The 22,607-nt window shown below is 48.5% G+C and carries 24 protein-coding genes; 21 read left to right on the top strand and 3 right to left on the bottom strand.

Annotation, left to right across the window (positions count from 1 at the left end):
* Nucleotides 1–357 precede the first annotated feature (357 nt).
* The 4 genes from J2Z18_RS24795 (at nt 358) to J2Z18_RS24780 (ending at nt 4,500) form a co-directional block, all read left to right on the top strand.
* The gene (locus J2Z18_RS24795; protein WP_007131447.1) at nt 358–1,284 is read left to right on the top strand and encodes a phosphotransferase family protein; all 927 of its coding nucleotides are present in this window, start codon (nt 358–360) and stop codon (nt 1,282–1,284) included.
* A gap of 447 nt (nt 1,285–1,731) precedes the next feature.
* Nucleotides 1,732–2,601, top strand: a complete 870-nt coding sequence (locus J2Z18_RS24790; protein ID WP_007131446.1) for a hypothetical protein — start codon at nt 1,732–1,734, stop codon at nt 2,599–2,601.
* Nucleotides 2,602–3,079: 478 nt separating this feature from the next.
* Nucleotides 3,080–4,009: a hypothetical protein gene (locus J2Z18_RS24785; protein ID WP_007131445.1), complete on the top strand. Its 930-nt coding sequence runs from the start codon at nt 3,080–3,082 to the stop codon at nt 4,007–4,009.
* A 170-nt stretch (nt 4,010–4,179) separates the two neighbouring features.
* On the top strand, nt 4,180–4,500 hold the full coding sequence (locus J2Z18_RS24780) for a hypothetical protein (protein ID WP_007131444.1): 321 nt from the start codon (nt 4,180–4,182) through the stop codon (nt 4,498–4,500).
* Here J2Z18_RS24780 and J2Z18_RS24775 read toward each other — a convergent pair.
* Nucleotides 4,490–4,864 (bottom strand): winged helix-turn-helix transcriptional regulator, encoded by a 375-nt coding sequence (locus J2Z18_RS24775; protein ID WP_007131443.1) that lies wholly within the window; start codon nt 4,862–4,864, stop codon nt 4,490–4,492. The two genes, J2Z18_RS24780 and J2Z18_RS24775, sit on opposite strands and share 11 nt — an antisense overlap.
* Nucleotides 4,865–5,005: 141 nt before the next feature.
* Here J2Z18_RS24775 and J2Z18_RS30650 point away from each other — a divergent pair, with 141 nt between their 5' ends.
* Nucleotides 5,006–5,332 (top strand): GNAT family N-acetyltransferase, encoded by a 327-nt coding sequence (locus J2Z18_RS30650; RefSeq protein WP_244152755.1) that lies wholly within the window; start codon nt 5,006–5,008, stop codon nt 5,330–5,332.
* A gap of 474 nt (nt 5,333–5,806) precedes the next feature.
* Here J2Z18_RS30650 and J2Z18_RS24765 read toward each other — a convergent pair whose 3' ends face one another.
* Nucleotides 5,807–6,349, bottom strand: coding sequence for a GNAT family N-acetyltransferase (locus J2Z18_RS24765; protein WP_007131441.1), 543 nt, complete (start codon nt 6,347–6,349; stop codon nt 5,807–5,809).
* Between the two features lie 269 nt (nt 6,350–6,618).
* On the opposite strand from J2Z18_RS24765, the gene J2Z18_RS24760 reads away from it, so the two are divergent.
* The 16 genes from J2Z18_RS24760 to J2Z18_RS24685 all read left to right on the top strand — a co-directional run bounded on the left by J2Z18_RS24760 (nt 6,619) and on the right by J2Z18_RS24685 (nt 21,362).
* Nucleotides 6,619–7,497 carry a LysR family transcriptional regulator gene (locus J2Z18_RS24760; RefSeq protein ID WP_210095524.1) on the top strand — a complete coding sequence of 293 codons (879 nt, stop codon included), beginning with the start codon at nt 6,619–6,621 and terminating at the stop codon, nt 7,495–7,497.
* Nucleotides 7,498–7,636: 139 nt separating this feature from the next.
* Complete coding sequence (locus J2Z18_RS24755; protein WP_090911061.1) at nt 7,637–8,473, top strand: transporter substrate-binding domain-containing protein; 837 nt, start codon at nt 7,637–7,639, stop codon at nt 8,471–8,473.
* Nucleotides 8,474–8,506: 33 nt separating this feature from the next.
* Complete coding sequence (locus J2Z18_RS24750; protein ID WP_210095523.1) at nt 8,507–9,292, top strand: amino acid ABC transporter permease; 786 nt, start codon at nt 8,507–8,509, stop codon at nt 9,290–9,292.
* On the top strand, nt 9,289–9,999 hold the full coding sequence (locus J2Z18_RS24745; protein ID WP_210095522.1) for an amino acid ABC transporter permease: 711 nt from the start codon (nt 9,289–9,291) through the stop codon (nt 9,997–9,999). Before J2Z18_RS24750 ends, J2Z18_RS24745 begins: the two co-directional genes overlap by 4 nt.
* Nucleotides 9,996–10,748 (top strand): amino acid ABC transporter ATP-binding protein, encoded by a 753-nt coding sequence (locus J2Z18_RS24740; RefSeq protein ID WP_210095521.1) that lies wholly within the window; start codon nt 9,996–9,998, stop codon nt 10,746–10,748. Before J2Z18_RS24745 ends, J2Z18_RS24740 begins: the two co-directional genes overlap by 4 nt.
* A gap of 13 nt (nt 10,749–10,761) precedes the next feature.
* Nucleotides 10,762–11,778, top strand: coding sequence for an LLM class flavin-dependent oxidoreductase (locus J2Z18_RS24735; protein ID WP_210095520.1), 1,017 nt, complete (start codon nt 10,762–10,764; stop codon nt 11,776–11,778).
* A 43-nt stretch (nt 11,779–11,821) separates the two neighbouring features.
* On the top strand, nt 11,822–12,997 hold the full coding sequence (locus J2Z18_RS24730; RefSeq protein WP_210095519.1) for a M20 peptidase aminoacylase family protein: 1,176 nt from the start codon (nt 11,822–11,824) through the stop codon (nt 12,995–12,997).
* Nucleotides 12,998–13,152: 155 nt separating this feature from the next.
* Nucleotides 13,153–13,620, top strand: coding sequence for a DinB family protein (locus J2Z18_RS24725; protein WP_210095518.1), 468 nt, complete (start codon nt 13,153–13,155; stop codon nt 13,618–13,620).
* A 36-nt stretch (nt 13,621–13,656) separates the two neighbouring features.
* On the top strand, nt 13,657–14,994 hold the full coding sequence (locus J2Z18_RS24720; protein WP_210095517.1) for an LLM class flavin-dependent oxidoreductase: 1,338 nt from the start codon (nt 13,657–13,659) through the stop codon (nt 14,992–14,994).
* A 12-nt stretch (nt 14,995–15,006) separates the two neighbouring features.
* A complete protein-coding gene (locus J2Z18_RS24715; RefSeq protein WP_210095516.1) occupies nt 15,007–15,489 on the top strand; it encodes a M20/M25/M40 family metallo-hydrolase in 483 nt (160 codons plus the stop codon).
* 11 nt (nt 15,490–15,500) lie between these two features.
* Entirely contained in the window at nt 15,501–16,070 is a 570-nt protein-coding gene (ssuE, locus tag J2Z18_RS24710; protein WP_210095515.1) for an NADPH-dependent FMN reductase, read from the top strand.
* A gap of 347 nt (nt 16,071–16,417) precedes the next feature.
* Nucleotides 16,418–17,299: a nucleoside hydrolase gene (locus J2Z18_RS24705; RefSeq protein ID WP_210095514.1), complete on the top strand. Its 882-nt coding sequence runs from the start codon at nt 16,418–16,420 to the stop codon at nt 17,297–17,299.
* Between the two features lie 824 nt (nt 17,300–18,123).
* Nucleotides 18,124–18,555: a VOC family protein gene (locus tag J2Z18_RS24700; protein ID WP_210095513.1), complete on the top strand. Its 432-nt coding sequence runs from the start codon at nt 18,124–18,126 to the stop codon at nt 18,553–18,555.
* A 381-nt stretch (nt 18,556–18,936) separates the two neighbouring features.
* Nucleotides 18,937–19,422 (top strand): anthrone oxygenase family protein, encoded by a 486-nt coding sequence (locus J2Z18_RS24695; RefSeq protein WP_210095512.1) that lies wholly within the window; start codon nt 18,937–18,939, stop codon nt 19,420–19,422.
* Between the two features lie 503 nt (nt 19,423–19,925).
* Nucleotides 19,926–20,420: a hypothetical protein gene (locus J2Z18_RS24690; protein ID WP_210095511.1), complete on the top strand. Its 495-nt coding sequence runs from the start codon at nt 19,926–19,928 to the stop codon at nt 20,418–20,420.
* Between the two features lie 171 nt (nt 20,421–20,591).
* The gene (locus J2Z18_RS24685) at nt 20,592–21,362 is read left to right on the top strand and encodes a nucleotidyltransferase domain-containing protein (protein WP_210095510.1); all 771 of its coding nucleotides are present in this window, start codon (nt 20,592–20,594) and stop codon (nt 21,360–21,362) included.
* A gap of 278 nt (nt 21,363–21,640) precedes the next feature.
* Here the strand turns inward: J2Z18_RS24685 and J2Z18_RS30645 are convergent, their stop codons facing one another.
* Nucleotides 21,641–22,060 (bottom strand): hypothetical protein, encoded by a 420-nt coding sequence (locus tag J2Z18_RS30645; protein ID WP_245256189.1) that lies wholly within the window; start codon nt 22,058–22,060, stop codon nt 21,641–21,643.
* Between the last annotated feature and the right edge of the window lie 547 nt (nt 22,061–22,607).

Below are 22,607 nucleotides of genomic sequence, written 5' to 3'. Positions count from 1 at the left end.
GGGGGTAGCCCCCTCATATTTTTCTTAACTTAGTTACTTTGGAAATACAGAGAAACCCTGATCCTTTAAAAGGACAGGGTTTCTCGACAATCTGACCGTCATGTTTTTATGACGGTGTTTTTTTCATTTTGACGTAAAGAATTATGATTGTAATCGCTGTAATAGTCGGGGTATTTGTAGTCTAAAAATTATAGAAGATGTTACGCTAACGGAGACGACAGTTCAATAATGAACAAGAAGCCCGCTGGCTTTATTCAACTAACGGGCAGGTTAGTTTAGTGATAAACGTACTTCCCCCCCCAAAAAAAGTGTGTGGTAAACTATTCGAAACACGACACTTCTGGGGGTGAAAAAACTGTGGGAGACATACAAGCAGAACGAATTGCAAGCGATTTTCTTCTTGAAAAAGTAAAAACATCATACCAGATCATAGGGAAAGGCTTCGTAAATCAGGTTTTCGTAGTCGAAACAGAGAGTCGTAAAGTCGTTGTTCGCATGAACGACTCAGGTACATATCCAAGCTATGTGAAAGAAAAATGGTGTATTGAACAAGCTGCCGCAATTGGCATTCCCGGACCTGAGGTGTTGTCCATTGGCATAATTGATAGAACCGCATATATGATTCAAGCTTTCGTTGATGGAGACAATGGAGTAGATAGTAAGGTTAATAAGTCCGATGTTTGGAGGCAGCTTGGCAAATATGCGAAACTTATTCATTCGATCCCAGTGAAGGGATATGGGGAAAATCTGATTGATCCAGTCCATGGTGAGTTTCATTCACCCTCTCACGCAGGATCGGACGGCAGTTGGCTAGGATATGTGCAGTATAATATCAATAGTTTGACGGAGAATGATCAGTTGATTGAGCTTGGAGTAATCAATCAAATAAAATCGCAGAGAGTGCGAAAACTGTTTGAAAATTTGAAAAAAGAAACGTTCCGCTTCGGTTTAACCCATGGAGATATTTCATTGAAGAATACGATAGTCAATCAGACGGGACAAGTAATATTATTGGATTGGGGCAATGCAGAAGTAAGAACGGTACCGCATGGAGAAATTATTTGGTTGATGCGGTGCCATATCCTAGACGGAAATCCGAGTATAGAAGAATTCAAAGCATTTTTAGACGGGTATGGAATAAGTGTAGAAAACCTAACTGAAATGAAACATTTGCTGCTATTAAGCGCGTTTGATAACCTCAGATGGGCCATTGATCGAAATCCGGACCAAATCGAATCCTATGCTGCGTTCGCTAAAAAAGTTGTTGATATGATTATGGACTAGCAGAGATTGAGCAATGTTTTTGATAATTGAGCGAAATACGGGATATTTACCAGTGCAATTGAAATATCATTCCTTGGAAGATTAAAACGTGAGAAGAAAAATGTAATCATTTATAAAACACCCGAAAATACCCTGATGCTTAATGGCAATCAGGGTCACTTTTACAAGGTTAATAATTATCGGTGAACCCAATGTCCGTTCAGGGAAGCTGATCTGGTTGAACGCAAACAATTATGTTTCCGAGAGGAAAGACAAGCATTTGTACCGATTGCCATAAAACGATTTTGTAGGACTTTCTGTCTGGTGGAGTGCTTTTTTGATAGCATAGACGAAAAGAATCATTTTTCCGGGAAGTTTGATGAAATGGGTATACGACCTCTGTTGAATATAATACGATCAGTCTTATTACGTAACGAGTTCGAATTTACGACAACGGAGGGAAACGCTTTGAAGTACATTAGGACGATTATGATGATAGTAGGCGGCATCTGCTTGTTGGGCATTGGCTGTACCGTTCAGAACCAAGAATCGGAGATAAACTTAAGCGAACTTAAACAATCCGATAACAATATTCGCGTACCACATAATGACCGACTACATATGTCTACTGATCAGAGGTGGGTTAAGGAAGAAGGGCATCAGTCTGATCTGATTCGGCTTCAATGGACGGCGGAAAGGGCTAAGCCTGCAATCGTTTGGCTCGACGAGAAGGGAATGAACAAAACGGCGATCATTTCGCATGACAAGGCTAACAATCCGGAGCAACAAGACCATAAGCATATCTCATTCGAGACGACGATGTCGCCAACGGGTGAATATCCGAACCAACTGTTTACCCGGTTTGAAATTCCCTACGATACTGACGTTAGCGAGATTCGTACACATTCTTCCAACTTCAATGTAATGAGCGGCATACTGCGAGTCGCAGGGGAAAGAGGGACTAACCGGGATATCCAGTTCAGTGTAGCCGGCAAGGAAAATGAGACGATAACGAGATGGGCCCTTCGGGCAGATAGTTCCGAAGAACCGGGGGACAATTCCGGAGCCGACATGCAATTCGTTCGTTTTGACGATGACGGCAAAGTCGTTGATTCCCCGCTAACCATAAAGCGCAGCAGCGGTAATGTCGGTTTAGGAACGAATGACCCCGATACCAAGCTAGATATAAACGGGGGTATGCTTCGAATCCGAGACAAATATACGCCAGCTTCATCCACAGATGCCTGTAGTCAGGGTCAGATAGCATGGGACGACGATTATGTATATGTTTGCGTTACCGAAAACAAGTGGAAAAGAACAGGGCTCTCCTCGTGGTAACCATGAATAGGGAAGAGTTAGACTTAATGACTGGGAAGAAAGGTAATGTAATCAAGGAGTTCAAGCGCGAGGTTTCGATGGTGGATTTCCTCAGCGAGGTTATTTCAAGAAGGGCAAGAACATGTTCCTTAATGAAACTTTGGAGGTTCAGACTTCATCGTATCGTTAAGGTGGGTCACAAAAACACCTTCGTATATAGCAGTTGCCGCTAACGGTACAAAACCAAGGACCGAAGTCGTGTTGATGACAATAGCTTCTTCAAAATGAAAGACATGGGATAAGGGGGTTAGCGTCGGGAGACAAGAACATGATACATTGAAAGTCGCTATTTTAGCGGCTTTTTTGTTTTATCGGCAACTAAGGTTTCCTTCATGAAACTAAGTCACTTAATTGAAATTGACATACCCCAAAGTGCGTACTTTTCAAGTATGTCAATTGAATTTATACTGAGTCAGAAATAACGAAAGGGGGAAATAAATTGGAATATCGGATCAAAATAGAGGATAGCAGCCTGCGACTTGGGACGCGAATGGATATCGAGACTACGACGTTTCGTGCTGTAGACTTTCAAAAGAAACAGCAATGGGAACTCCCTGTTGGTGTGTACCGCGCGAAAGATATCGTCCGCGAAACAAGTGCCTTACTCGAGGCGGTTTGCTCACAGCTTGGGGACTCTGCAGCCGCTGAGTCACTGCTAAGGAATCTCCAATCCAGCTTAGGAGTTTCCGGAAGAGAAGCCGTTCTGCCGTTGGCCTTGATCGCCTCGGAAGATGAAACGAAACTCCCGTTCCTCGATCAGGCGCAAAAAATCGGAAACACATTGTCAAACTGGGCTCGAGAATATTATTTAGAGAAGTCGGCTTGGTTGATGTACGGAGAAAAAGCCTTACTCCAGCTTGTTCATAGAAGCCAGTGTGACAATCATCGGTGGACGCCAGAGGTGGTGAGCATTTTAATGGGGCCTAAGGGCAGCCCCGAAATCATGCAGTTGTTTAATGAGTATCTGCACCAACTTATCCTCCTGAGAGATGCGTTGATGCCTTTTGAAAACTGGGAGGAAGTTCCTATTATGATCGTGGAGGGGGATCAAGCGAAGGGACTTCGATTTATCGAGCCGGCGCGGAATCGCTTCCTCACAGAACTGTTGGTCAAACAAATGCCACACAAAGAGGTTGTACGCTTCGCGCAAAGTTTCCTAAGCCCTGAACTCTCCATGATTGGATACGGATTTCAATACCGTCTCGGGATGGTGCTGCCTGCCGCAATTGGAAAACCAATTACCGCACAAAAAGCTTACTTTGCTGGCATCCCGCTCATCTATTGCCGTATGAGAAGGCCGGGGGGGCTGACTCCGTTGTCTTCGATTATGCTGAGGGGGATTACTACTCAGTTACCCGCAGTTGGATAAGTTCCCGTACATCAGAGCAACAGAATAACAATGAAGCAAGTTTCCAAAACGAAATAGATATCGTACCCGAAGCCAATGAACAAGGTCGGGTTGTATTAAATCTGAGATTGTCGGATGGGAATTACGATTATTGTGTGGATGTTGGGCAGGCGATGCGAGGACACCGATATATGTATCGTCCTGAGCAAATCCACGTATCCGCGGAAAGTACAGCCTGGCCGGCCCGTTCCGCATGGATCGAACACTCTGCTTCGGATATCTTGGGGGTGACAGGACTCGCGGCGTTTGATGAAGACGGCGTTCACTACATTTCGGTTGGAGGCAATCCGCTTGTTGTGTGGGCGCTGCTTGGCAAACTGTTTCCGCTCAATGTGGTTGTAATCATTGACGAACAAGCCGATGAGGTGGAGGCGCCGCATCTGGCAAGTAGTAAATTAAGAGGGGTAATTCTGTTGAATGGAAGCTATTCTCGTCAAGTTGTTAACCGTTAACCTCATGCTCTTGTGTTCCGGATGGCAGTTCGTCGTCCGGAAATAACCGCATATATTCTGTCCCAAAGTCGCGAAGCTGGACTAATATAACCATGAGCGCCTCTCCCAATTGGGTTAGCGAATATTCGACCTTTGGCGGAACTACCGCATACACTTTCCGGGCGATTAATCCGTCGTTTTCCAAGTCTCTTAACTGCACCGTCAGCATTTTTTGCGTAGCTCCGGGCATCAGCTTCTGAAGTTCGTTGAACCGGTAGGTTTGTTTCGATAAATGACTTAAAATCAAAGGCTTCCATTTTCCGCTTATTAATCCGAGAGTGATTTCGGAGGTACAAAGAAAAACGCTATTGCGGTATTCGATCATATTCAATACCCCTTTTTTTGTAATTAAAATAGACTAATCTCCCCCGTTTAATAGGGATATTGTCAAACCGAGCCCATCGTTTCAAGTATGAAACCCATGCTCAAAAGGAGTAACCAGAGCCGCTCCTGTCGAAATATTATCATGAAAGAATGGAAGGGGGCATATTCGATTAGCGATACCATACGGTTGGCAACTGCGGAAGATGCTGCGACGGTAAGGGATATCCTTTTCCGTGCCTACGAACCGATTCGGAAGTTGGAACTGAAATGGCCAGCCGCCAACGCCACGGCAGAACTCGCCGCGTCCAATATCCAGCGCAATGAATGCTATGTCTTGGAGCAGGACGGTGAAATCGCGGCGACGCTCACCTATTCGCTGGAAGGAGAGGTTCGGGACGTGACGGCCCTGCCTTTTATAAAATGGTTTGCGGTGGATCCCTTGCTCCAAGCGAGGGAACTTGGGTCGTAGTTAATGGATTGGGTCGAACGGTCCGTCCTTCTTGACGACATCGAGCACCTGCGGTTACTTTAGCGACAGCCGCGCGGCATCCCTGGCTGGCTGACATGTATCGGCGGAACGGTTATGCTTCAATACTGGACTTCGACCCCAAGAACGGCGACGGCGTAATGCATCTTATGCGAAAAATACTGGATCCTGCACCGTATGAGGTATACATCATGGAACATCCCGAGGATCTTGCTTCCATTCATGATATCGACCCTGCCCGGTTCTTGAGGGCGGGTCTTCTTATAAGCAAGGGATTAAAGAGTTTCAGGGCTTTTAAGTAGACATAATGAAGTCGTTACGAATTGGCCAAACTTTCGAGAAAAATATCAGGATGGCTTCATAATTGGATAAAGGCGTTGCTGCAGAAAGATATTTATAATACAGATGAGAATCTCAATTGAACATAAGGAACCTGATTACTAGGGCCTTTATTTTTCATAAGGCGCTTTGTAGCAGCAAGGATCCGGGCAGTTCGATCCGGTATCCTTTTACAAGACTTTCTCCGTTGTAGATATCCGTGTCATACGCCCGCTCAAAGCCGAGCCGCTCATATAGCTTCACCGCAGAGGCCATCATGTCGGAAGTATGGAGATTCAGCGTGGTTGCGCCAAGCTGGATCGATCTGCGGGCAGCCTCTTGAATCAACAGCGTGGCGATCCCGCGCCCCCGGAAACCCGGAGATACGGCAAGTAGGCGGATAATAGGCGAGTGAATCCCCATCTCCGGTTTTCCGTAAGCGGCCTCCGAAGAGAGGAAGAGCTGCACACTGCCAACGATTTCCCCGCCAAGCTCGGCGACGATCCGGGCATGCGGCGCATGGCTGTAAGCCGAATTCCTAATGGAATCCCGATAATCCTTCCATCGCTCCGCAGACAGATCGAAGGCATACTGCTGATAGGATTCCAGCATCACAGCCGCAACAGCCTCGCGTTCCCACTCATGTGCATCCCGTACGATCACTTCTTGGATTGAATTCAACGCTACCACTCCTTTTTTTGGTCATTTAAACTTCAGAGGATACGGCCATATCCTGAAAAGGTGAGATTAGTATAGCAGTTTATTCCAATTAAACAAATGGGAAAACAAGAATATTAATACTATCATTAAAAAAATCTATAAGCATATTTGGATTGACAATAATTTTCCAACTGCCTAAGATAAGGATAATTTATAAGGTAAATTGCAGTCTTAAAACCATCTATATTCATAGGTATAATGCGTATAATTATGGTCCCGGAGGTGTTAGCTTGAACATCGAAAATATCGAGGCTTTTGTCTACATCAACCACTACGGCAGCTTCAACAAGGCGGCAGACGTTCTGTTTCTATCCCAGCCGACGGTAACTGCGCGCATCCAGTCGCTGGAGAGGGAACTCGACTGCAGGCTGTTCGACCGTTTGGGCAAACAGATTCATCTGACCGACAAAGGCAAACAATTCCTTCCCTATGCCCAGCAGATCCTCCAAACCTTCCAAAAAGGGAAACACCATCTTCAATCCAAAGCGTCCATGCCCAATGAGCTCAGAATCGGAAGCACGGTTTCGGTATCCAATTACTTAATGCCCTATCTGCTCATAGTGCTCAACCGTCGGTTTCCCGAGATGAACTTCAAGCTGACGACCGGCCCCACGGAAGAGCTGGCCGGCAAGATAACGTCCAAGGACATCGATCTGGCCTTCGTCCGCAAGCTGATGAATCCGGCGTTTCAATCCTATCCGTTCTTTGAAGATCCCATCCGCCTCTATGTATATAAGGATCATCCACTTGCTGCTGCCGGGAGAGCCTCCATTCGGGATATCCGGCACGAGACGCTGGTCTTCTTCGAATGCGGTTCGCTGGATTGGCTGAGGATTCACCGGGTATTCGAGAGTCTGGAACAGCCGCCGAATATCGTGTTTCAGGTCGATAATTCCGAGACGGCGAAGAAGCTTGTGCTGGGGCGGGCAGGCATCTGCTTTCTTCCGGGTCTATGCGCTCAGCAGGAGGTAGCCGAGGGAAGCCTGATTCCCGTTGATATTGCCGAGACGGCAGGCATTTCCCTGCAGACCCATCTCATCTCCTTGAACGGGCACAACAATGGGTTTCTGGATTCTTTGCTGGAGCTCGGCCGCGAATTGTCCTATTGATGAAATGCATGGATGAATAGAAAAACTCTATTAGACGCGTTTCCAAAATCGCGGTAAAGTTAGTGACAACATAATTCTTACTAAATCTATAGGAATTATTAATTTATGAATCGGGACAAGATTGAAGGGGGATGAGGTCGTGAAGAAATCAATCGTGGCAGCCGTTGTAATCGCATTGGCAGGGGTGATCGCCGGATGCGGAACAGGCACGAAGAGTGGAGAGGCGCAAAAAGATAGCACGGCGAACGCTGCGGAAGGAAAAGTAACGAAGATTGTTGTCGGCACGGGCACGGCCTTTCCAAGGATCTGCTTTATTGACGAGAACGGAAAGCTGACCGGCTTTGACGTTGAACTGGTACGGGAGATTGATCAACGTTTGCCGGAGTATGAGTTCGAGCTGCAGACCCAGGAGTTTTCCAATCTGCTGCTGAGCCTGGAAACGAAGAAAATTGATTTTGTAGCTCACCAGATGGAGAAGAATCCGGAGCGAACAGAAAAGTACCTGTTCAATAAAGAGCCTTACGCCTACTGGCGGAATAAGATCATCGTCGCCAAGGAGAACGACTCCATTCAATCGCTGAATGATTTGAAGGGCAAAAAGGTACTGACCGGTGCAACCAGTGCGGCTGCTCAGATTCTGGAGAACTACAACAAGGACAATAACGATGCGATCAACATTGTCTATCAGAACGGCGCGGCGAATGATACCGTGAGCCAGATTACGACGGGCCGGGTGGATGCAACCGTCGGGGCGGACTTTACGCTGCCACTGATCGACCCGCAAGGAAAGCTGAAAACAACGGGCGACCACCTGTCGGAGGCCGACATCCTGTTCGTATTCCGCAAGGATGACCCGGACAGCCAGAAGCTGTCGGATGCGGTTGACGATGCGATCAAGGAGCTGAAATCGGATGGAACGCTGACCAAGCTGAGCAAGGAATGGCTGGGCGACGACTTCACCTCGTCGAATCCATGATGAGATTAACCTAGTAGAAGGGAGAAGGGGTCCATGGGTGCACCGTTCGATTACTCGTATGTATTTAGCTTTCTGCCCAAGCTCTTGTCGACGTTAGGCGTCACGATGCTGATCGTGGCAGGCTCTCTGCTGGTGGGAATCGTCGCCGGATTTCTGGTTGCCCTTCCCCGTCTCTACCGGATCCCGGTGCTGAACGCATTCTCCATGGTGTACATTTCGTTCTTCAGGGGAACGCCGATTCTGATCCAGCTCTTCTTGTTCTATTATGGTCTGCCGGAGATCCTTAAGCTGGTTCATATCGACCTGTCCCGGGCGCCTGTCATGGTATTCGTGATCCTGACTTACGGGCTTCATACCGGAGCCTTCATGTCGGAGATGATCCGGGCTTCGGTAACCGCGGTGGACAGAGGCCAGGTAGAGGCGGCGTACGCCATGGGGATGAAGGGACATCAAGCCTTCCTTCGGATCGTCCTCCCTCAAGCGCTCGCGATCGCGGTTCCGGTATTTTCGAATATGGTGATTGCCCTGCTGAAGGATACTTCCTTGGCGTTTACCCTCGGGCTCATGGAGATGACGGGAAAAGCGCAAACCCTGGGCAATATCACCCAGCATTTTATCGAAGCTTATCTGGCGCTGGCTTTCATCTATCTTGTCATCAGCTTCACGCTTGAGAAACTGCTGCTGCGTGCGGAGCGGCGCCTGATGCGCCACGAGGTTCCGGAGTCGGCGGCGCGCAAGAGATTCCGTGTGCAAGAGAAATTATCCTACCGCCGTATCATCGCCGGAATAAGACCTGAAAAAGGAGGCGCGGAGCTGTGAAAATCGATCCATCCTTCATATGGGCGGCATTTGTAAACTTGATGTCCGCGATCCCGACAACGCTGTTGATCACCGCCGTATCGGTCACGGCCGGATTTATGATCGGGCTTATCGCCGCATTTGCCCGGATCTATAAGGTGCCTGTGCTCAGCCAGATCGCTACTGCCTACGTGACTTTTATCCGGGGCACTCCCATGCTGACGCATCTGCTGCTGATCTATTTCGGCCTGCCGGTGCTGGTGGATGCGCTGTCCGCCCAGATGGGCTGGGGCTTTAAGTCATCCTCCATCCCGATGATCTGGTTTGCGTTCATATCATTCTCGATTACGGCAGGCGCGTATATGTCCGAAGTGATCCGTTCCGGCCTGCTCGCGGTCAACCGGGGACAGCTGGAGGCAGCCTATTCGATCGGCATGACGACGTGGCAAGCGCTGCGGAGGATCGTATTCCCCCAAGCCTTGGCGGTCAGCCTGCCAAACCTCTCCAATTCGGTGATCGGCATGCTTCATGGCTCGACCTTGGCATTTACCGTGTCGGTTGTGGACATTAACGCGCAGGCGCAGATCGTGGCTTCGACCAACTGGAAGTTCTTCGAATCGTACTTGGCGGCGGCAGCTATTTTCTGGGGGCTTACGCTTCTCATCGAAAGACTGACCGCGATCATCGAGAGACGAATCAATCTCTACAATCGGGGGGGCGTCGCATGATTCAACTGACCGATATTTCAAAGTCATACGGCAAGAACGTTGTGCTGAAATCCATTGATCTGACGGTAAACAAAGGGGAAGTGGTGGTCATTCTGGGGCCGAGCGGTTCCGGCAAAACCACGCTGCTGCGCTGCGTGAATTATCTCGAAAAGCCGAATGGCGGCGAGATTGCTATCGGCGATTACCGTGTCCAGTGCAAGCGCGCCACCAAGAAGGAGATTCATGAACTACGCCAGAGATCGGCCATGGTGTTTCAGCAGTACAATCTGTTCAAGCATAAGACGGCGATCGAGAACGTGATGGAAGGCCTGGTCGTCGTCAAAAAAATGCCAAAGGCAGAGGCAAGGCTGAAGAGCATTGCCTTGCTCGAAAAGGTGGGTCTGGCCGATAAGCTGGATGCCTACCCGAGTCAGCTCTCGGGCGGACAGCAGCAGCGGGTGGGCATTGCCAGGGCGCTCGCCCTGGAGCCGGAGGTGATCCTGTTCGATGAGCCGACGTCGGCGCTCGACCCGGAGCTTGTGGGCGAGGTGCTAGCGGTCATTCGCAAAATCGCGAAGGAGGGGATCACCATGATCGTGGTAACGCATGAGATGGGCTTCGCGAGGGATGTGGCGAACCACGTCGTGTTCATGGACGAAGGCGTGATCGTGGAGCAGGGCCCCCCGTCCGAGCTGTTCCACAATCCGCGGGAAGAACGGACCAAGCAGTTCCTGAAGCGGATCACGCCCGAGCTTAACTATAGCATTTAGGAGGCCAACCAATATGGGGATTACCATAAGCGTGCTTGACCAAAGTCCAATATATCCCGGGGAAACGGCAGCGGAGGCGTTCGCGCACACCGTGCTGCTTGCCCAAAAGTCGGAGGAGCTCGGCTTCCGGCGCTTCTGGGTATCCGAGCATCACGATTCGGACCATGTGGCGGGCTCTTCGCCGGAGGTGCTCATCTCTTACCTGTTAGCCAAAACCCAAACCATCCGCGTGGGGTCCGGCGGCGTCATGCTGCAGCATTACAGTCCCTACAAGGTAGCGGAGAATTTCAACGTGCTGGCCGCGCTCGCGCCGGGACGCGTGGATCTGGGCATCGGGCGCGCCCCGGGCGGTTTGCCGCGCAGCACGCAGGCGCTGCAGCGGGGCGTGCAGGAGAACGCGTCGTTAACGGATAAAATCGTCGAGCTTCGCCAATTTGTTCATAACACGCTGGAGGAAGATCATCCGCTCGCCGGGCTTCGCGCCGCTCCGCTGCCGGAGACCGCGCCTGAGCTGTACGTCCTGGGTGCCAGCGCCGGCAGCGCGGAAATTGCGGCCGGACTCGGTCTGCCCTATGTGTTCTCCCTCTTCATCAACGGGGATGAATCCGCAGCGCTGGAGGCCATTCGCGTTTACAGGAGCACGTTTGACTACTCCCATGGCAGGGAACCGGAGATTCTTGTCGCCCTGTCCGTGATCGTGGCCGATTCGGCGGAGGAGGCGGCGGAGCTGGCAGGATCGCTGAAGCTGGTGAAGATTCATCTGGCCAGCGGCCGGACGCTGACGCTGGGGACGAGGGAACAGGCCGAAGAATTCGGTCGCCAGGCAGGCGAGCCGTACACGATTGAGGAACAGGAGCCGTTCATCACCAAAGGGACGAAGGAAACCGTGCGCGAGCAGCTGCTCCGACTTCAGCAGGCTTCGGGCGTCGACGAGATTATCGTCACCAGCAATATCCAGCCCTTTGCCAAGCGAATCCGCTCATTCGAGCTGCTGAGCGAGGCGTTGGCTGAGGTTCCTGCCGAGGCGTAATGGAGCTGGCCATAGATCCGTGACTGTTTAGGAGGTTTTACGAATGCCTAGCCAAGTTCTATCCACGAATATAGACATCCATCGATTTATTGAAATTCGGCGCCATCTGCACCGGTACCCGGAGCTGTCGAACGAGGAGTTTGGGACGACGCAGCTGATCCGGGGCTGGCTTGAGGAAGCCGGGATACGGGTCGCGGAGTATCCGCTGGCCACAGGCGTAATCGCCGAAGTCGGCGGATTTCAAGAGGGTCCGATCATAGCGCTGCGAGCGGACATCGACGCCCTGCCGGTCCAGGAAGAAACGGGACTCCCGTACGCCTCGACGATTCCCGGCAAAATGCATGCCTGCGGGCACGATTTTCATACGGCTGCCTTGATCGGGACGGCGTATGCGCTGAAGCAGCGGGAGCAGGAGCTGAGAGGAACCGTCCGGCTGATCTTTCAGCCGGCGGAAGAGAAGGCCAAGGGCGCAAAGCAGGTGATCGACAGCGGGGCGCTCGAAGGCGTGCAGGCGATCTTCGGCATGCATAACAAGCCGGACCTGCCTGTTGGGACTATTGGCATTAAGGAAGGTCCGCTGATGGCCGCCGCCGACGGCTTCGTGGTTGAAGTGGCGGGGAAGAGGTCCCATGCGGCCGTACCCGAAGCGGGCCTTGACCCGATCGTGACCGCGTCGCATATCATTACGGCCCTCCAGTCCATTGTAAGCCGCAATGTGAGCCCCTTGAAGAGTGCCGTCATCAGCGTGACGAAGCTGCATAGCGGAACCGCGTGGAACGTGATTCCGGATAAAGCGCTGCTGGAAGGGACCATCCGCACCTTTGATGACGACGTCAGGCAGCAGGTGCTTGAACGATTCAGCCAGGTGGTTCAAGGCGTGGCGGCAGCTTTCGGAACGAAGGCTGCCGTGCGCTGGATCGAGGGACCGCCGCCGGTCCATAACGACCGCAAGCTGGCGGAGCTCGGTTATGCCGCTGCTGACGAAGCAGGATATGAAGCGGTGTTACCGGTTCCTTCGCCGGCCGGGGAGGATTTTGCGGTGTACCAGCGCGAGGTTCCCGGGTTGTTTGTCTTCATGGGAACGGCGGGCACGCAGGAGTGGCACCATCCGGCTTTTGATCTGGATGAGCGGGCGATTCCGGTCAGCATCGATTTCTTCACGAGGCTGGCGGAGCGGGCGCTCCGGCATTACCATGCCGGCGGGGAGACTTCGCGATAAAGAGTTCTTTTGTTACTGCCGTTCGAAAGCTTTGTTCCTATTTCATGCATTGCCATGAAGAGGCCTTGAACACGGACTGTAGCGTTATGCGAAGGGCAGTTCCTTGTTATTTCTAACGGACAGGTCATTATCGAGTTTGTATTGGAGGAGATCGAATGAACAAATTCCCTATTGAAGCCTTTGTCAATACGCATGATCAACTGCTGGCCGCCGTCGCCGGCCTTAGCGAGGATCAGCTCCAATGGAAGCAGGCACCGCACATATGGAGCGTACAGGAGGTGCTCTCTCATCTGGTGGATCACAGCATCGTGATCTCGTTCCGAATCCGGGACATTCTGGCCGGAACGACGGCACAGCTGCCCGCGTTTAATCAGGATGCCTGGGTCAGCGGCCAATATTCGAACGAAGGCAGAGCCGCGGATATTTTGGAAGCATTCCGGGCGCTGCTGCACTATAACAGCTTGTTGCTTCGTCGTTTGAGCGCGGCCGATGCGGCCAAAACCGGCATCAATTTCAAAGGGGAGACCGTCAGCGTCTCGGATATCGTCAACGGTTTTACCCGTCACATACAGAATCATCTCGGGCAGATCGAACGCATTAAACTGGCTGCCGCCCCCGTGTGAGGCGATGGCGCTAAGATCGATAAGGAGGAATGGAACATGGCAAAGCAAAGACAATTGAAATTGGGGGCGCTCCTGCACGGTGTGGGCGGAGGAACCTCCATGTGGCGGCATCCGGATGCGCAGCCCGACGCAAGCGTTAATTTTGGTTTGTATAAGCAGTGGGTTCAGAAAGCCGAAGAGGGCAAGTTCGACCTGATCTTCATCGCGGACGGCTTGTATATCAACGAAAAATCGATACCGCATTTTCTGAACCGCTTTGAGCCGATCACCATTCTGAGCGCCCTGGCCGCCGTCAGCAAAAACATCGGTCTTGTCGGTACGCTGTCCACCTCGTACAGCGAGCCGTTCACCGTGGCCCGGCAGTTCGCGTCGCTTGACAAGATCAGCGACGGACGCGCAGGCTGGAATATCGTTACCTCTCCGCTGGAGGGCTCTGCGCTGAATTACGGCAAGAAGGAGCATCCGGAGCATGATAAGCGATACCGGATCGCAACGGAGTATTTGGAGGTTGTCCGGGGACTGTGGGATTCTTGGGAGGACGATGCCTTTGTGCGGAACAAGGAGACGGGCGTATTCTTCGATCCGGAGAAAATGCACGTGCTGAATCACGAAGGCGAGTTCTTCTCCGTGAAGGGGCCGCTGAACATCGCCCGTTCCAAGCAGGGGCAGCCGGTCATCTTTCAAGCTGGAGCGTCCGAGGTCGGCAAGAACTATGCCTCCAAGGAAGCCGATGCGGTATTCACCGGACATGAGGCTGTGGAGGATGCGGCAGCCTTTTATCAGGACGTGAAGGCGCGGGCGGCGGGATTCGGCCGGAATCCGGATGAAGTGCTGATCTTTCCCGGCATTAGCCCGATCATCGGCGGCACGCCGGAGGAGGCCGAGCGCAAATATGAGGAGGTGGCCAGCCTGGTGACCATCGAGAATGCCCTGGATTATCTCGGCCGATTCTTCGAGCATCACGATTTCTCCCAGTATCCGCTGGATGAGCCGTTCCCTGAGCTGGGCGACCTGGGCAAGAACAGCTTCCAGAGCGGTACCGACAAAATCAAAAGGGATGCCAAGGAGAAGGGGCTTACTCTTCGGCAAGTGGCGCTGCAGTCGGCCACGCCGCGCGGCGGGTTTATCGGCACGCCGGAGCAGGTGGCAGACAAGATCCAGGCTTGGTTCGAAGCCGGGGCAGCCGACGGCTTCATGATTACCGCAGCGGTGCCGAACGGACTGGAGGATTTTGTGGATCATGTCGTGCCGATTCTTCAGGATAGAGGCATCTACAGAACCGAATACGAGAGCGACACGCTGCGCGGCAATTTGGGTCTGCCCGTGCCCGAGAACCGGTACAGCAAGGCTCAGACAGTCGCTGTCCGTTCCTAAGAGACGACGCGAATGAAGGCTGCTGTAGAGCATGAAGAAATGATGGTTTTTGCGGGGGAGCTTCGTGAAGAGCTCTCCAGGATACGGAGGGACCTTCATCAGTATCCCGAGTTAGTGTACGATGTCTTCCGCACCTCGAAGCTGGTTGCAGATCTCTTAGAGTGTGGGGGAGCAGGCGGCAGCTATAAGCTGGAGCTTCGAGAAGGGATGGCCGTGCTCAATGACGGAGCCGCGCTCCGTCGTATGACGCAAGCCGCAGGGAAGGTGCTGGGTGAGGAGCAAGTGCAGGGGCTCCATCCACCAAGCTCGGCGGGCGAGGATTTCGATTGGTACCAGGATCAGGTCCCTGGTGCCTTTGGATTCATCGGCTGCGGGAATCCGGATCGGGGAATCGTGCATGCGATACACCAGCCCCGATTCGATCCAGATGAGGATGTCCTGGTGCATGGGACGCGAATATGGGTACGCTTAGCCGTACATGACGTTTACGAATAAGGAGGAAGACCATGACAAAAATTGCATTTATAGCAGGGAGCCCGACTCAAGGGTCCCGTTTGTTCGGACTGACGCAATACTTAGAGGACCGCCTGGTCATTGCCGGCTACGAGATCGAATTCGTCTCGGCAGCGGATCTACCGGCTGAGGATTTGCTGCGGGCCGATTTTAACAGTCCGGCCATCAAGCAGGCTATCGCAGCCGTTGAAGGCGCAGCTGCCGTAATCATTGCAAGCCCGGTGTATAAAGCTTCCTATTCGGGAGCGTTGAAGACGATTCTGGATCTCCTTCCCCAAAAAGGCCTGCAGGGCAAGGTTGTGCTCCCCCTTTTTATCGGAGGCACGATCGCGCATTTGCTTGCCGTGGATTATGCCTTGAAGCCGGTGGTCTCCGCACTCGGAGGGACCAACATTCTCAGCGGGGTGTTTGCCGTAGATCAGTGGGTCACCCGCCTGGAACTCGGCGGTTACGACATAACGGAGCAGCTCAGAGGGCGCTTGGATGACGCGCTGAACGAGCTGCAGGCAGAGCTGGCCCGATATTCGGCTGCACCGGCAGAGCGGCCGGGGCAGGTTGTCTGACGCATTGGCCCCCAAGAAACGTGTTCTTGAAATTTTATGATTCGAGAAAAACATGATTTACTGGGCATTTTTATTTTTATATAGAATAATTTGTGTCACCAAAAAATGCATTAAAGCGGCCACATTGTAGGATATTGACTGAAATGTGACTACATTATAGGGTAGCCTAACCCGGGGAAAAATTACCGGACGTCGAGACTTGGTAATCATAAGAGCAGCATACCCACCAGTTGCCGCACTAGATTTTGGTCATGTGATATAATATAAGCCACTAAAATAAGGAGGTGCAGTATGGGGATTTGCAACAACCTCTTGTATCAATAAAAAAATACAGGAGGATTTTATGAATGGAAAAAATTTTACTTGATACAGATATTGGCGGAGATATTGATGATGCGATTTGCCTTGCATATTTATTAAAGGAACCACAATGTGAACTTCTTGGAATAACAACGGTTTGTGGAGAGCCTGAAAAACGGGCGGCAGTTGCAGACGCAATTTGTCGGACCGTAGGCAAAATGATTCCGATCGTGGCGGGCTTGGACACGACATTACAGCCTATTCCCGTATATCCCACGCCGGATGGTGTAAGCGCATTAGAGCATTGGCCGCACAATACTTATGAGAAAGCGGACGCACCAGGTTTTCTGTATCAAAAAATAAAGGAAAACCCACATGAAATTGTGTTAATTGGTATAGGAAATATGACAAATATCGCTACCCTGTTTTGCTCTTATCCAGACGCACAGGGATTGTTAAAAGGGCTTTATGTAATGAACGGCTATTTTGGCGTTGATCCGTTGCCAGAACCTTGCTACAACTGGAACTCATGGGCTGACCCATTGGCTTCAAAGATTGTATTTGCTTCCCATGTAGCCAACCATCAGGCATTTCCGCTGGAAGTTACCGATATGCTTACCATTGATGCCAGACGGGCGAGAACCCTTTTAAGAGCAGATACGGATTTGATGAAAGCTGTTCTTGATTTTGGAAGCGCATGGCTGGAAAGTGCCGGAAAGCTGACCTTACATGACCCTTTAGTAGCTGTTTCTATTTTTCACCCTGATATTTGCAGTTTTGAAAAGGGCACTGTCCGGGTGGAAACGGAAAAGGAAAACAATATGGGAAGTACGATATTTACTCCCGCTCCAAACGGAAATGTGGAGATCGCCAGAACTGTAGATAGGGAGCAGTTTTATCACATTTTAAGCACTACTTTAGACAGCTGAAATTATAACGCTCAGCGTTGAAGTGTCCCACCGCTTGTAGTCTGTCGTGCAAAATCTGCTGGAGCCAAATTGGCTATAAAGAAACCGGACGCATAATGCTGAACACAGCAGTAAGATAGTCTGAAAGTCTGCTGTAATAGAGAGGTGAGCGTCCATGTAACAAGATTATATAACAAAGCTCACTCATCACCTGAACATGTGTAGGAATTGTCGGTGCGAAAAATCCTGACGGCAAAACGAGGTTTTTTTCGGTGAAACATGGAAGCTCTTCGCACAACGATACTCCGCAACTTGAAACAAAACGGAGTCGAGCTGCAGGCTGTTGGGAAAGTTATAAGGATAGCTTACTATCTGATTCCTGCACTACCCCTTAGAAAAGTCGCTATTTTAGCGGCTTTTCGTATTATCAGGTTAGCCAGAATCTTCTGGTTGGCCTTTTTTTGTGGTCGTTTTACGATGGGGGGAACCGGGAGAACATGGCGCTTTAGGGGCAATGACCCCGTCGTGCATTGGTTTCATATTTGGATCGAAGAGTGTTACCGACATATTCAGTAAGGAAGAGTTTTTACTATCATTAAAGGTGGTAACGATTTTCGGCTCGGATGGTTCAACAGATCTAACCAGATCGCAAAATTGGCAAGGTCCTTGGTTTTGAAGGATCTCTTTCTGTTGATGAGTATCATAATCCCGATCAGTCTTTTCGACTTTGCCATTATAAACTCCATTTCTTATATTTATGACAAGTATTGTCACTATTGTCAGATAAGATGCTAATGAAGTCCAAATAATAAATTGGACAATTTCAATTAAAGGGAGATGTTTATATGTCAATGCGCTCAACACCATTTATTATGCTGGATGGACAAGCTGCGGAAGCGATTGAGTTTTACCAGGAAGCGTTGAACTCGAAATTACTGTTCAAAACTACGTACGGAGAAGGCAAGGATGTCGATGGTTTGCCTGATGAAGTGAAAACTCGTATTTCCCATGCTGTGTTGCAAACCGGTGAAAATGATTTGATGGTCGCTGACATCTTTCCGGGGCAATCTATTGTAATCGGAGATCAGGTGAATATTTGCATTACAGCGACGCAACAAAGCGAGATTGAAGAAATGTATAAAAAATTCAGCGAAAAAGGACAAGTTATATTCCCGTTGCAAGAAACTGAATTCAGTCCCTGCTTCGGAATAGTGAAAGATCATTTTAACATTACATTTCAGTTCTTCATGAATGATACAACAAGCAGTTGGAGTTGAATATAAAAGGCCTTTACCGGGGAGGGGAACCGCCCCCATAATGTAGAGACAAATTAAAACACCTTCAACTTTTCCCGGCCGCTCGTTTGGGCGGCCTTAGAGTAGATAAACCAATTTATATACCAAAAAGTAAATTTTAAAGGTGAAGACAATAAATACATTTAAGACTCGCCTGGATTGGGGCTATTGTCTCTGCATCAACTTTTTCATTAAGGAAATTATTTAGCTAACGAACAGGGTAGTTCAATAATTTCTCGAATTCTCTACATATGGAGTTATTTACGAAGTTCGTAGATAAGATGTTATGCGAAACCTCTGTAAGAACAATCACTTGCAGTAACTTGTTCGTAAATTCAACCTATGGATAGCGGGAGGGGAAAGATGATGATAAATCTGCTCTATTATTTAACCTATGCATCCGCGGTGGGAGCCGGCCTCCTGGCTGGCGTATTCTTCGCCTTCTCTGCCTTCGTCATGCAATCACTTGCCAAGCTCCCGGTCGAAAAAGGTATATCCGTCATGCAGAGCATCAATTCGACGATTCTACAATCGTCCTTTATGTTGGTCTTCATGGGCACAACGGTATTGAGTGTCGTATTGGGGATAGCTTCATTTATCAAAATGGGTAGAACTAGCGCAATATACGTAATTGTTGGAAGCCTGCTCATCATCTTCGGAGTATTTATGGTCACGGCTATCTTCAATGTTCCGCTCAACGACACTTTAGCCGCCGCGACTTCTGGTAGCTCGGAGGGGGCTCAGACATGGGGGGAATATTGGGACAGTTGGGTACCGTGGAATCATGTGCGGACAATCGCATCGATTGGGGCACTTATTTCATTTATATGCGCTATTCGCAGGTGGTAAGCTTATCTGTACAAGCTAGTTCAATAATGTTAAGTCATCTCCCTAAGGTAGCTCTAAAGCTTGCCGTTACAGACAGCGGGTGACTGTTGACGGGGGACAAGAACTTGTACCGATAGCCGTAAAAGACAGGAACATAAGCCGATTACCGATTAGATAAGTATCTAACCATGTTCCCATTCATAATGCTAACGGGCAGGATTTTCAATAACTTCGCGAATACTTTAAAATGGATAATTTTCATGAGGGACAAGACCATGGTCCCATTGAAAGTCGCTAAAATAGCGGCTTTTTTGATTTATAGGTACAAGTTCTTGTCCAGAGCCAAGGACAAGAACTTGTACCGATTACCGATTAGATAAGCATTGAACTATTAATTAAATTTATTAAGCTAACAGGCAGGGGAGTTTATTGATTTCGCGAATACTCTACATAGTGAAGTTATTTACAAAGTTCGTAAATAAGACGTTATATGACAGTACGAAGAAATAAGGAGGCAACAAAAATTGATTACTAATAAAGAGTATAAAGAGCAAATCGAGAAGAGATATGGAAAACCCTTGAAAGAAGTGATGTATGAACTAGTAGTAGATCAAAATTTAGACCAGTGGGATGGTTCAAAAGAATTGGGGATTTCGAAAGAATTATTTGTCAAATGGAGAACAGAATTCCGTCTTGGACCTTACCAACGAAGTGCTGATTTAGATGAAAAAAGACAGACTGAAAAAATTGCGCAGTATAAGGAAGAATTAAAGAGTATAGACCTCAACAGGGAGTTTATTTATCAAGATGAAGAATCCCTAAGAGGATTTAAAGAGATTATAGAACGAATGTTGGAATTAGAAAAGCAAAGAGGAATAAAGGACGCCTCTTCAAATCTTTCGATGATTATTCAAACAGGAGTTCTAGAAACAATAATTGATTATATTGCACAATACGAAGAGAAGAAACTAATTAAAAAGTATAATTTTGATTTAGAATGGCTCTTAAAAGACATGTAGGTTGGTTCAGCGCGCCGTCATATAACACCATATTCACGCATCGGGCATACGCCCTCGGTCCGGCAGAGGATTTCGGGGAAGCAGAGGCTGCCGGACACACCTGGCATTCGCCAGGCGTCGTGAATACAAAAACGTTAGCCGAAAGAAATTCTTAGTTTAGGAGGAGTCTATATGAAATTAGAAAAAGTTATAAATAGAATTGTAATACAAAGTGAATATAAGAATTTTGTTGATAAGTATATAGATCATATACTTGCCGAATTTAAAGATAAGATTCATAGCATTTATATGTGTGGCTCGATTCCAAAAGGAACTGCCAAACCTTTCAAGTCAGATGCAGATTTTACTATTGTATGTGTAAATCCCAAAGATATTGATTACGAAAGATTGTCAAATATTAATGACAGTCTTTTGAAAGAATATCCAGTATTAACTAAAATTGATACGACAATTTGCTCGATTGACGATGTATTAAGTAAACCAAATGATTGGGGTTTTTGGGTAAAGATCATTTGTGTTTGCATATATGGTGATGACGTTGGTGAAAAAGTACCACCGATAATTATTTCTCCAGAGTTCATTTTAGACTTAAATGCAGAGACCAAGAAGGAAGTAGATCGTAGACATCGTTTACTTTCTAATGCTAGTGATAACACAATGAAAGCCAGATATATTAAAGGTTACTCTAAGAGATTAATTCGTGCTTTATACTCTCTGGTTTTAGAAGATACAGGTGTATGGCAAGATGACATTATTAAGATGAAGAATGCCATATTAAATTATTGTGAGATTGACTCCGCTTTAGTTGAATATCTGTATGATTGTTACTTGGATGGTAATAATGTACTTGTTGAAGAGTTTCTGGGAATTGCGGATGAAGTATATAGCTGTTTTGAGAAGGCCTTAAATGCCATGGCTGCTTCCAGAACTTCCTTCGACTAACACCATTTTTGACGCTTCGGGTCACACTGAGAAGCGAGTGACCTCATCCAGCCCCTAAGTCCGTCGTGGCGTTACTGCATTAGGTGTTCGGCAAGCCTCACAACTATAAGCAGCGACTCTAAGAGGCCAGAAAGTCGTAAATACAAAACGTTATCAGAAATTGCTGCAAGTGATGCTATAAGATGTATAGGAGTTGATTGTTATGAACTCAATCATTGAACAAGCAAAACAAACAATGAGATGTCTGTGTGGATTGGGATAGTCGATATCCTTTCATTTTATAGTGGTAGTGAAATGTTGCGCTCGGTCATAAAAGGGATTAATTTACGAAATGCTATTGTGCTTGCAGGCTGTCCGTCCCGTTGATATGCATTATAATCGTTCTCGAAGGTTTCCTGCATTTCCTCCGATAAGTGGCGGATGTATCGATGCGCGCATTCACGTATTTGTTCAGGTGAGCCGAAATCAACCACCAGGTCTAGAACGTCAAGCACATAGAATTCCATTGGATACGCATTCGGCAAAAACCATCCATTCTGGATGACCTCCTCAAGGATCTCCTCAAGATTCGTCTCGTACCTGTCCATCAATGGAACGACCTTATTTTGAATCAACGTGATTATTTCTGCCAGTTCCCGCTCTCGAGTGGCTTCCTTGGCCCAATTCCATACCTTGCCTTTGTCCCGGAAGCTGCTCAAGCTGATCTCCCAGTATACTTTTCCGCTGTGCGTATTTATGATCCGGGAATTGGTATTAAACTCCAAATTACTGCCGGCTAAATTGGAAGAGTGACTTAAAAAACTTATCTCAGCTGTAAAGGGACCGATTGGTTTAATCATCTTTCTTCTGGATTTATTGTATTTGAAACCGCATGGCGCGCAGGCCGCGGCAATCCTGGAACAACATTCCCGAAAAATATCCTTACTAGTTGGATAATCTGTCATACCGCTTCATCTCCATATTTCTTATTTTGTTTAATATAAAAAGGATAACCACACAGTATTTTCCATTTGTCTCCAAGCCCTCTAGTACCAGTATTATATCCTATTATAATCTTACAGGTATAACAAAAAAACGCTGAAGCCTTTCGTTATAAATATAGTGAGGCATCAAGGATTGACCGGGGAGGGGAACTGCCCCCATAATGTAAGACAAATTAAAAACACCTTCAAGAAAATGCAACAAAGTCGTAGGACATGGAGATCATCTTGGAGGTGTTTTTTTGTCGGCAACTAGAGTTAGCTA

The organism is Paenibacillus lactis, assembly GCF_017873605.1.
GTDB lineage: Bacteria > Bacillota > Bacilli > Paenibacillales > Paenibacillaceae > Paenibacillus_AQ > Paenibacillus_AQ lactis.
Note: the sequence above shows the minus strand (reverse complement) of the source record. Positions and strands in the feature narration are given on the sequence as shown.

Bases quoted from the DNA above. Each gene is read 5' to 3' on its own strand.
- J2Z18_RS24780 (WP_007131444.1), top strand. From the start codon at position 4,180: ATGTATCGTCCTGAGCAAATCCACGTATCCGCGGAAAGTACAGCCTGG.
- J2Z18_RS24775 (WP_007131443.1), bottom strand. From the start codon at position 4,864: ATGATCGAATACCGCAATAGCGTTTTTCTTTGTACCTCCGAAATCACT.
- J2Z18_RS30650 (WP_244152755.1), top strand. From the start codon at position 5,006: ATGAAAGAATGGAAGGGGGCATATTCGATTAGCGATACCATACGGTTG.
- J2Z18_RS24750 (WP_210095523.1), top strand. From the start codon at position 8,507: ATGGGTGCACCGTTCGATTACTCGTATGTATTTAGCTTTCTGCCCAAG.
- J2Z18_RS24740 (WP_210095521.1), top strand. From the start codon at position 9,996: ATGATTCAACTGACCGATATTTCAAAGTCATACGGCAAGAACGTTGTG.
- J2Z18_RS24735 (WP_210095520.1), top strand. From the start codon at position 10,762: ATGGGGATTACCATAAGCGTGCTTGACCAAAGTCCAATATATCCCGGG.
- J2Z18_RS24730 (WP_210095519.1), top strand. From the start codon at position 11,822: ATGCCTAGCCAAGTTCTATCCACGAATATAGACATCCATCGATTTATT.
- J2Z18_RS24725 (WP_210095518.1), top strand. From the start codon at position 13,153: ATGAACAAATTCCCTATTGAAGCCTTTGTCAATACGCATGATCAACTG.
- J2Z18_RS24720 (WP_210095517.1), top strand. From the start codon at position 13,657: ATGGCAAAGCAAAGACAATTGAAATTGGGGGCGCTCCTGCACGGTGTG.
- J2Z18_RS24715 (WP_210095516.1), top strand. From the start codon at position 15,007: ATGAAGGCTGCTGTAGAGCATGAAGAAATGATGGTTTTTGCGGGGGAG.
- ssuE (WP_210095515.1), top strand. From the start codon at position 15,501: ATGACAAAAATTGCATTTATAGCAGGGAGCCCGACTCAAGGGTCCCGT.
- J2Z18_RS24705 (WP_210095514.1), top strand. From the start codon at position 16,418: ATGGAAAAAATTTTACTTGATACAGATATTGGCGGAGATATTGATGAT.
- J2Z18_RS24700 (WP_210095513.1), top strand. From the start codon at position 18,124: ATGTCAATGCGCTCAACACCATTTATTATGCTGGATGGACAAGCTGCG.
- J2Z18_RS24695 (WP_210095512.1), top strand. From the start codon at position 18,937: ATGATGATAAATCTGCTCTATTATTTAACCTATGCATCCGCGGTGGGA.
- J2Z18_RS24685 (WP_210095510.1), top strand. From the start codon at position 20,592: ATGAAATTAGAAAAAGTTATAAATAGAATTGTAATACAAAGTGAATAT.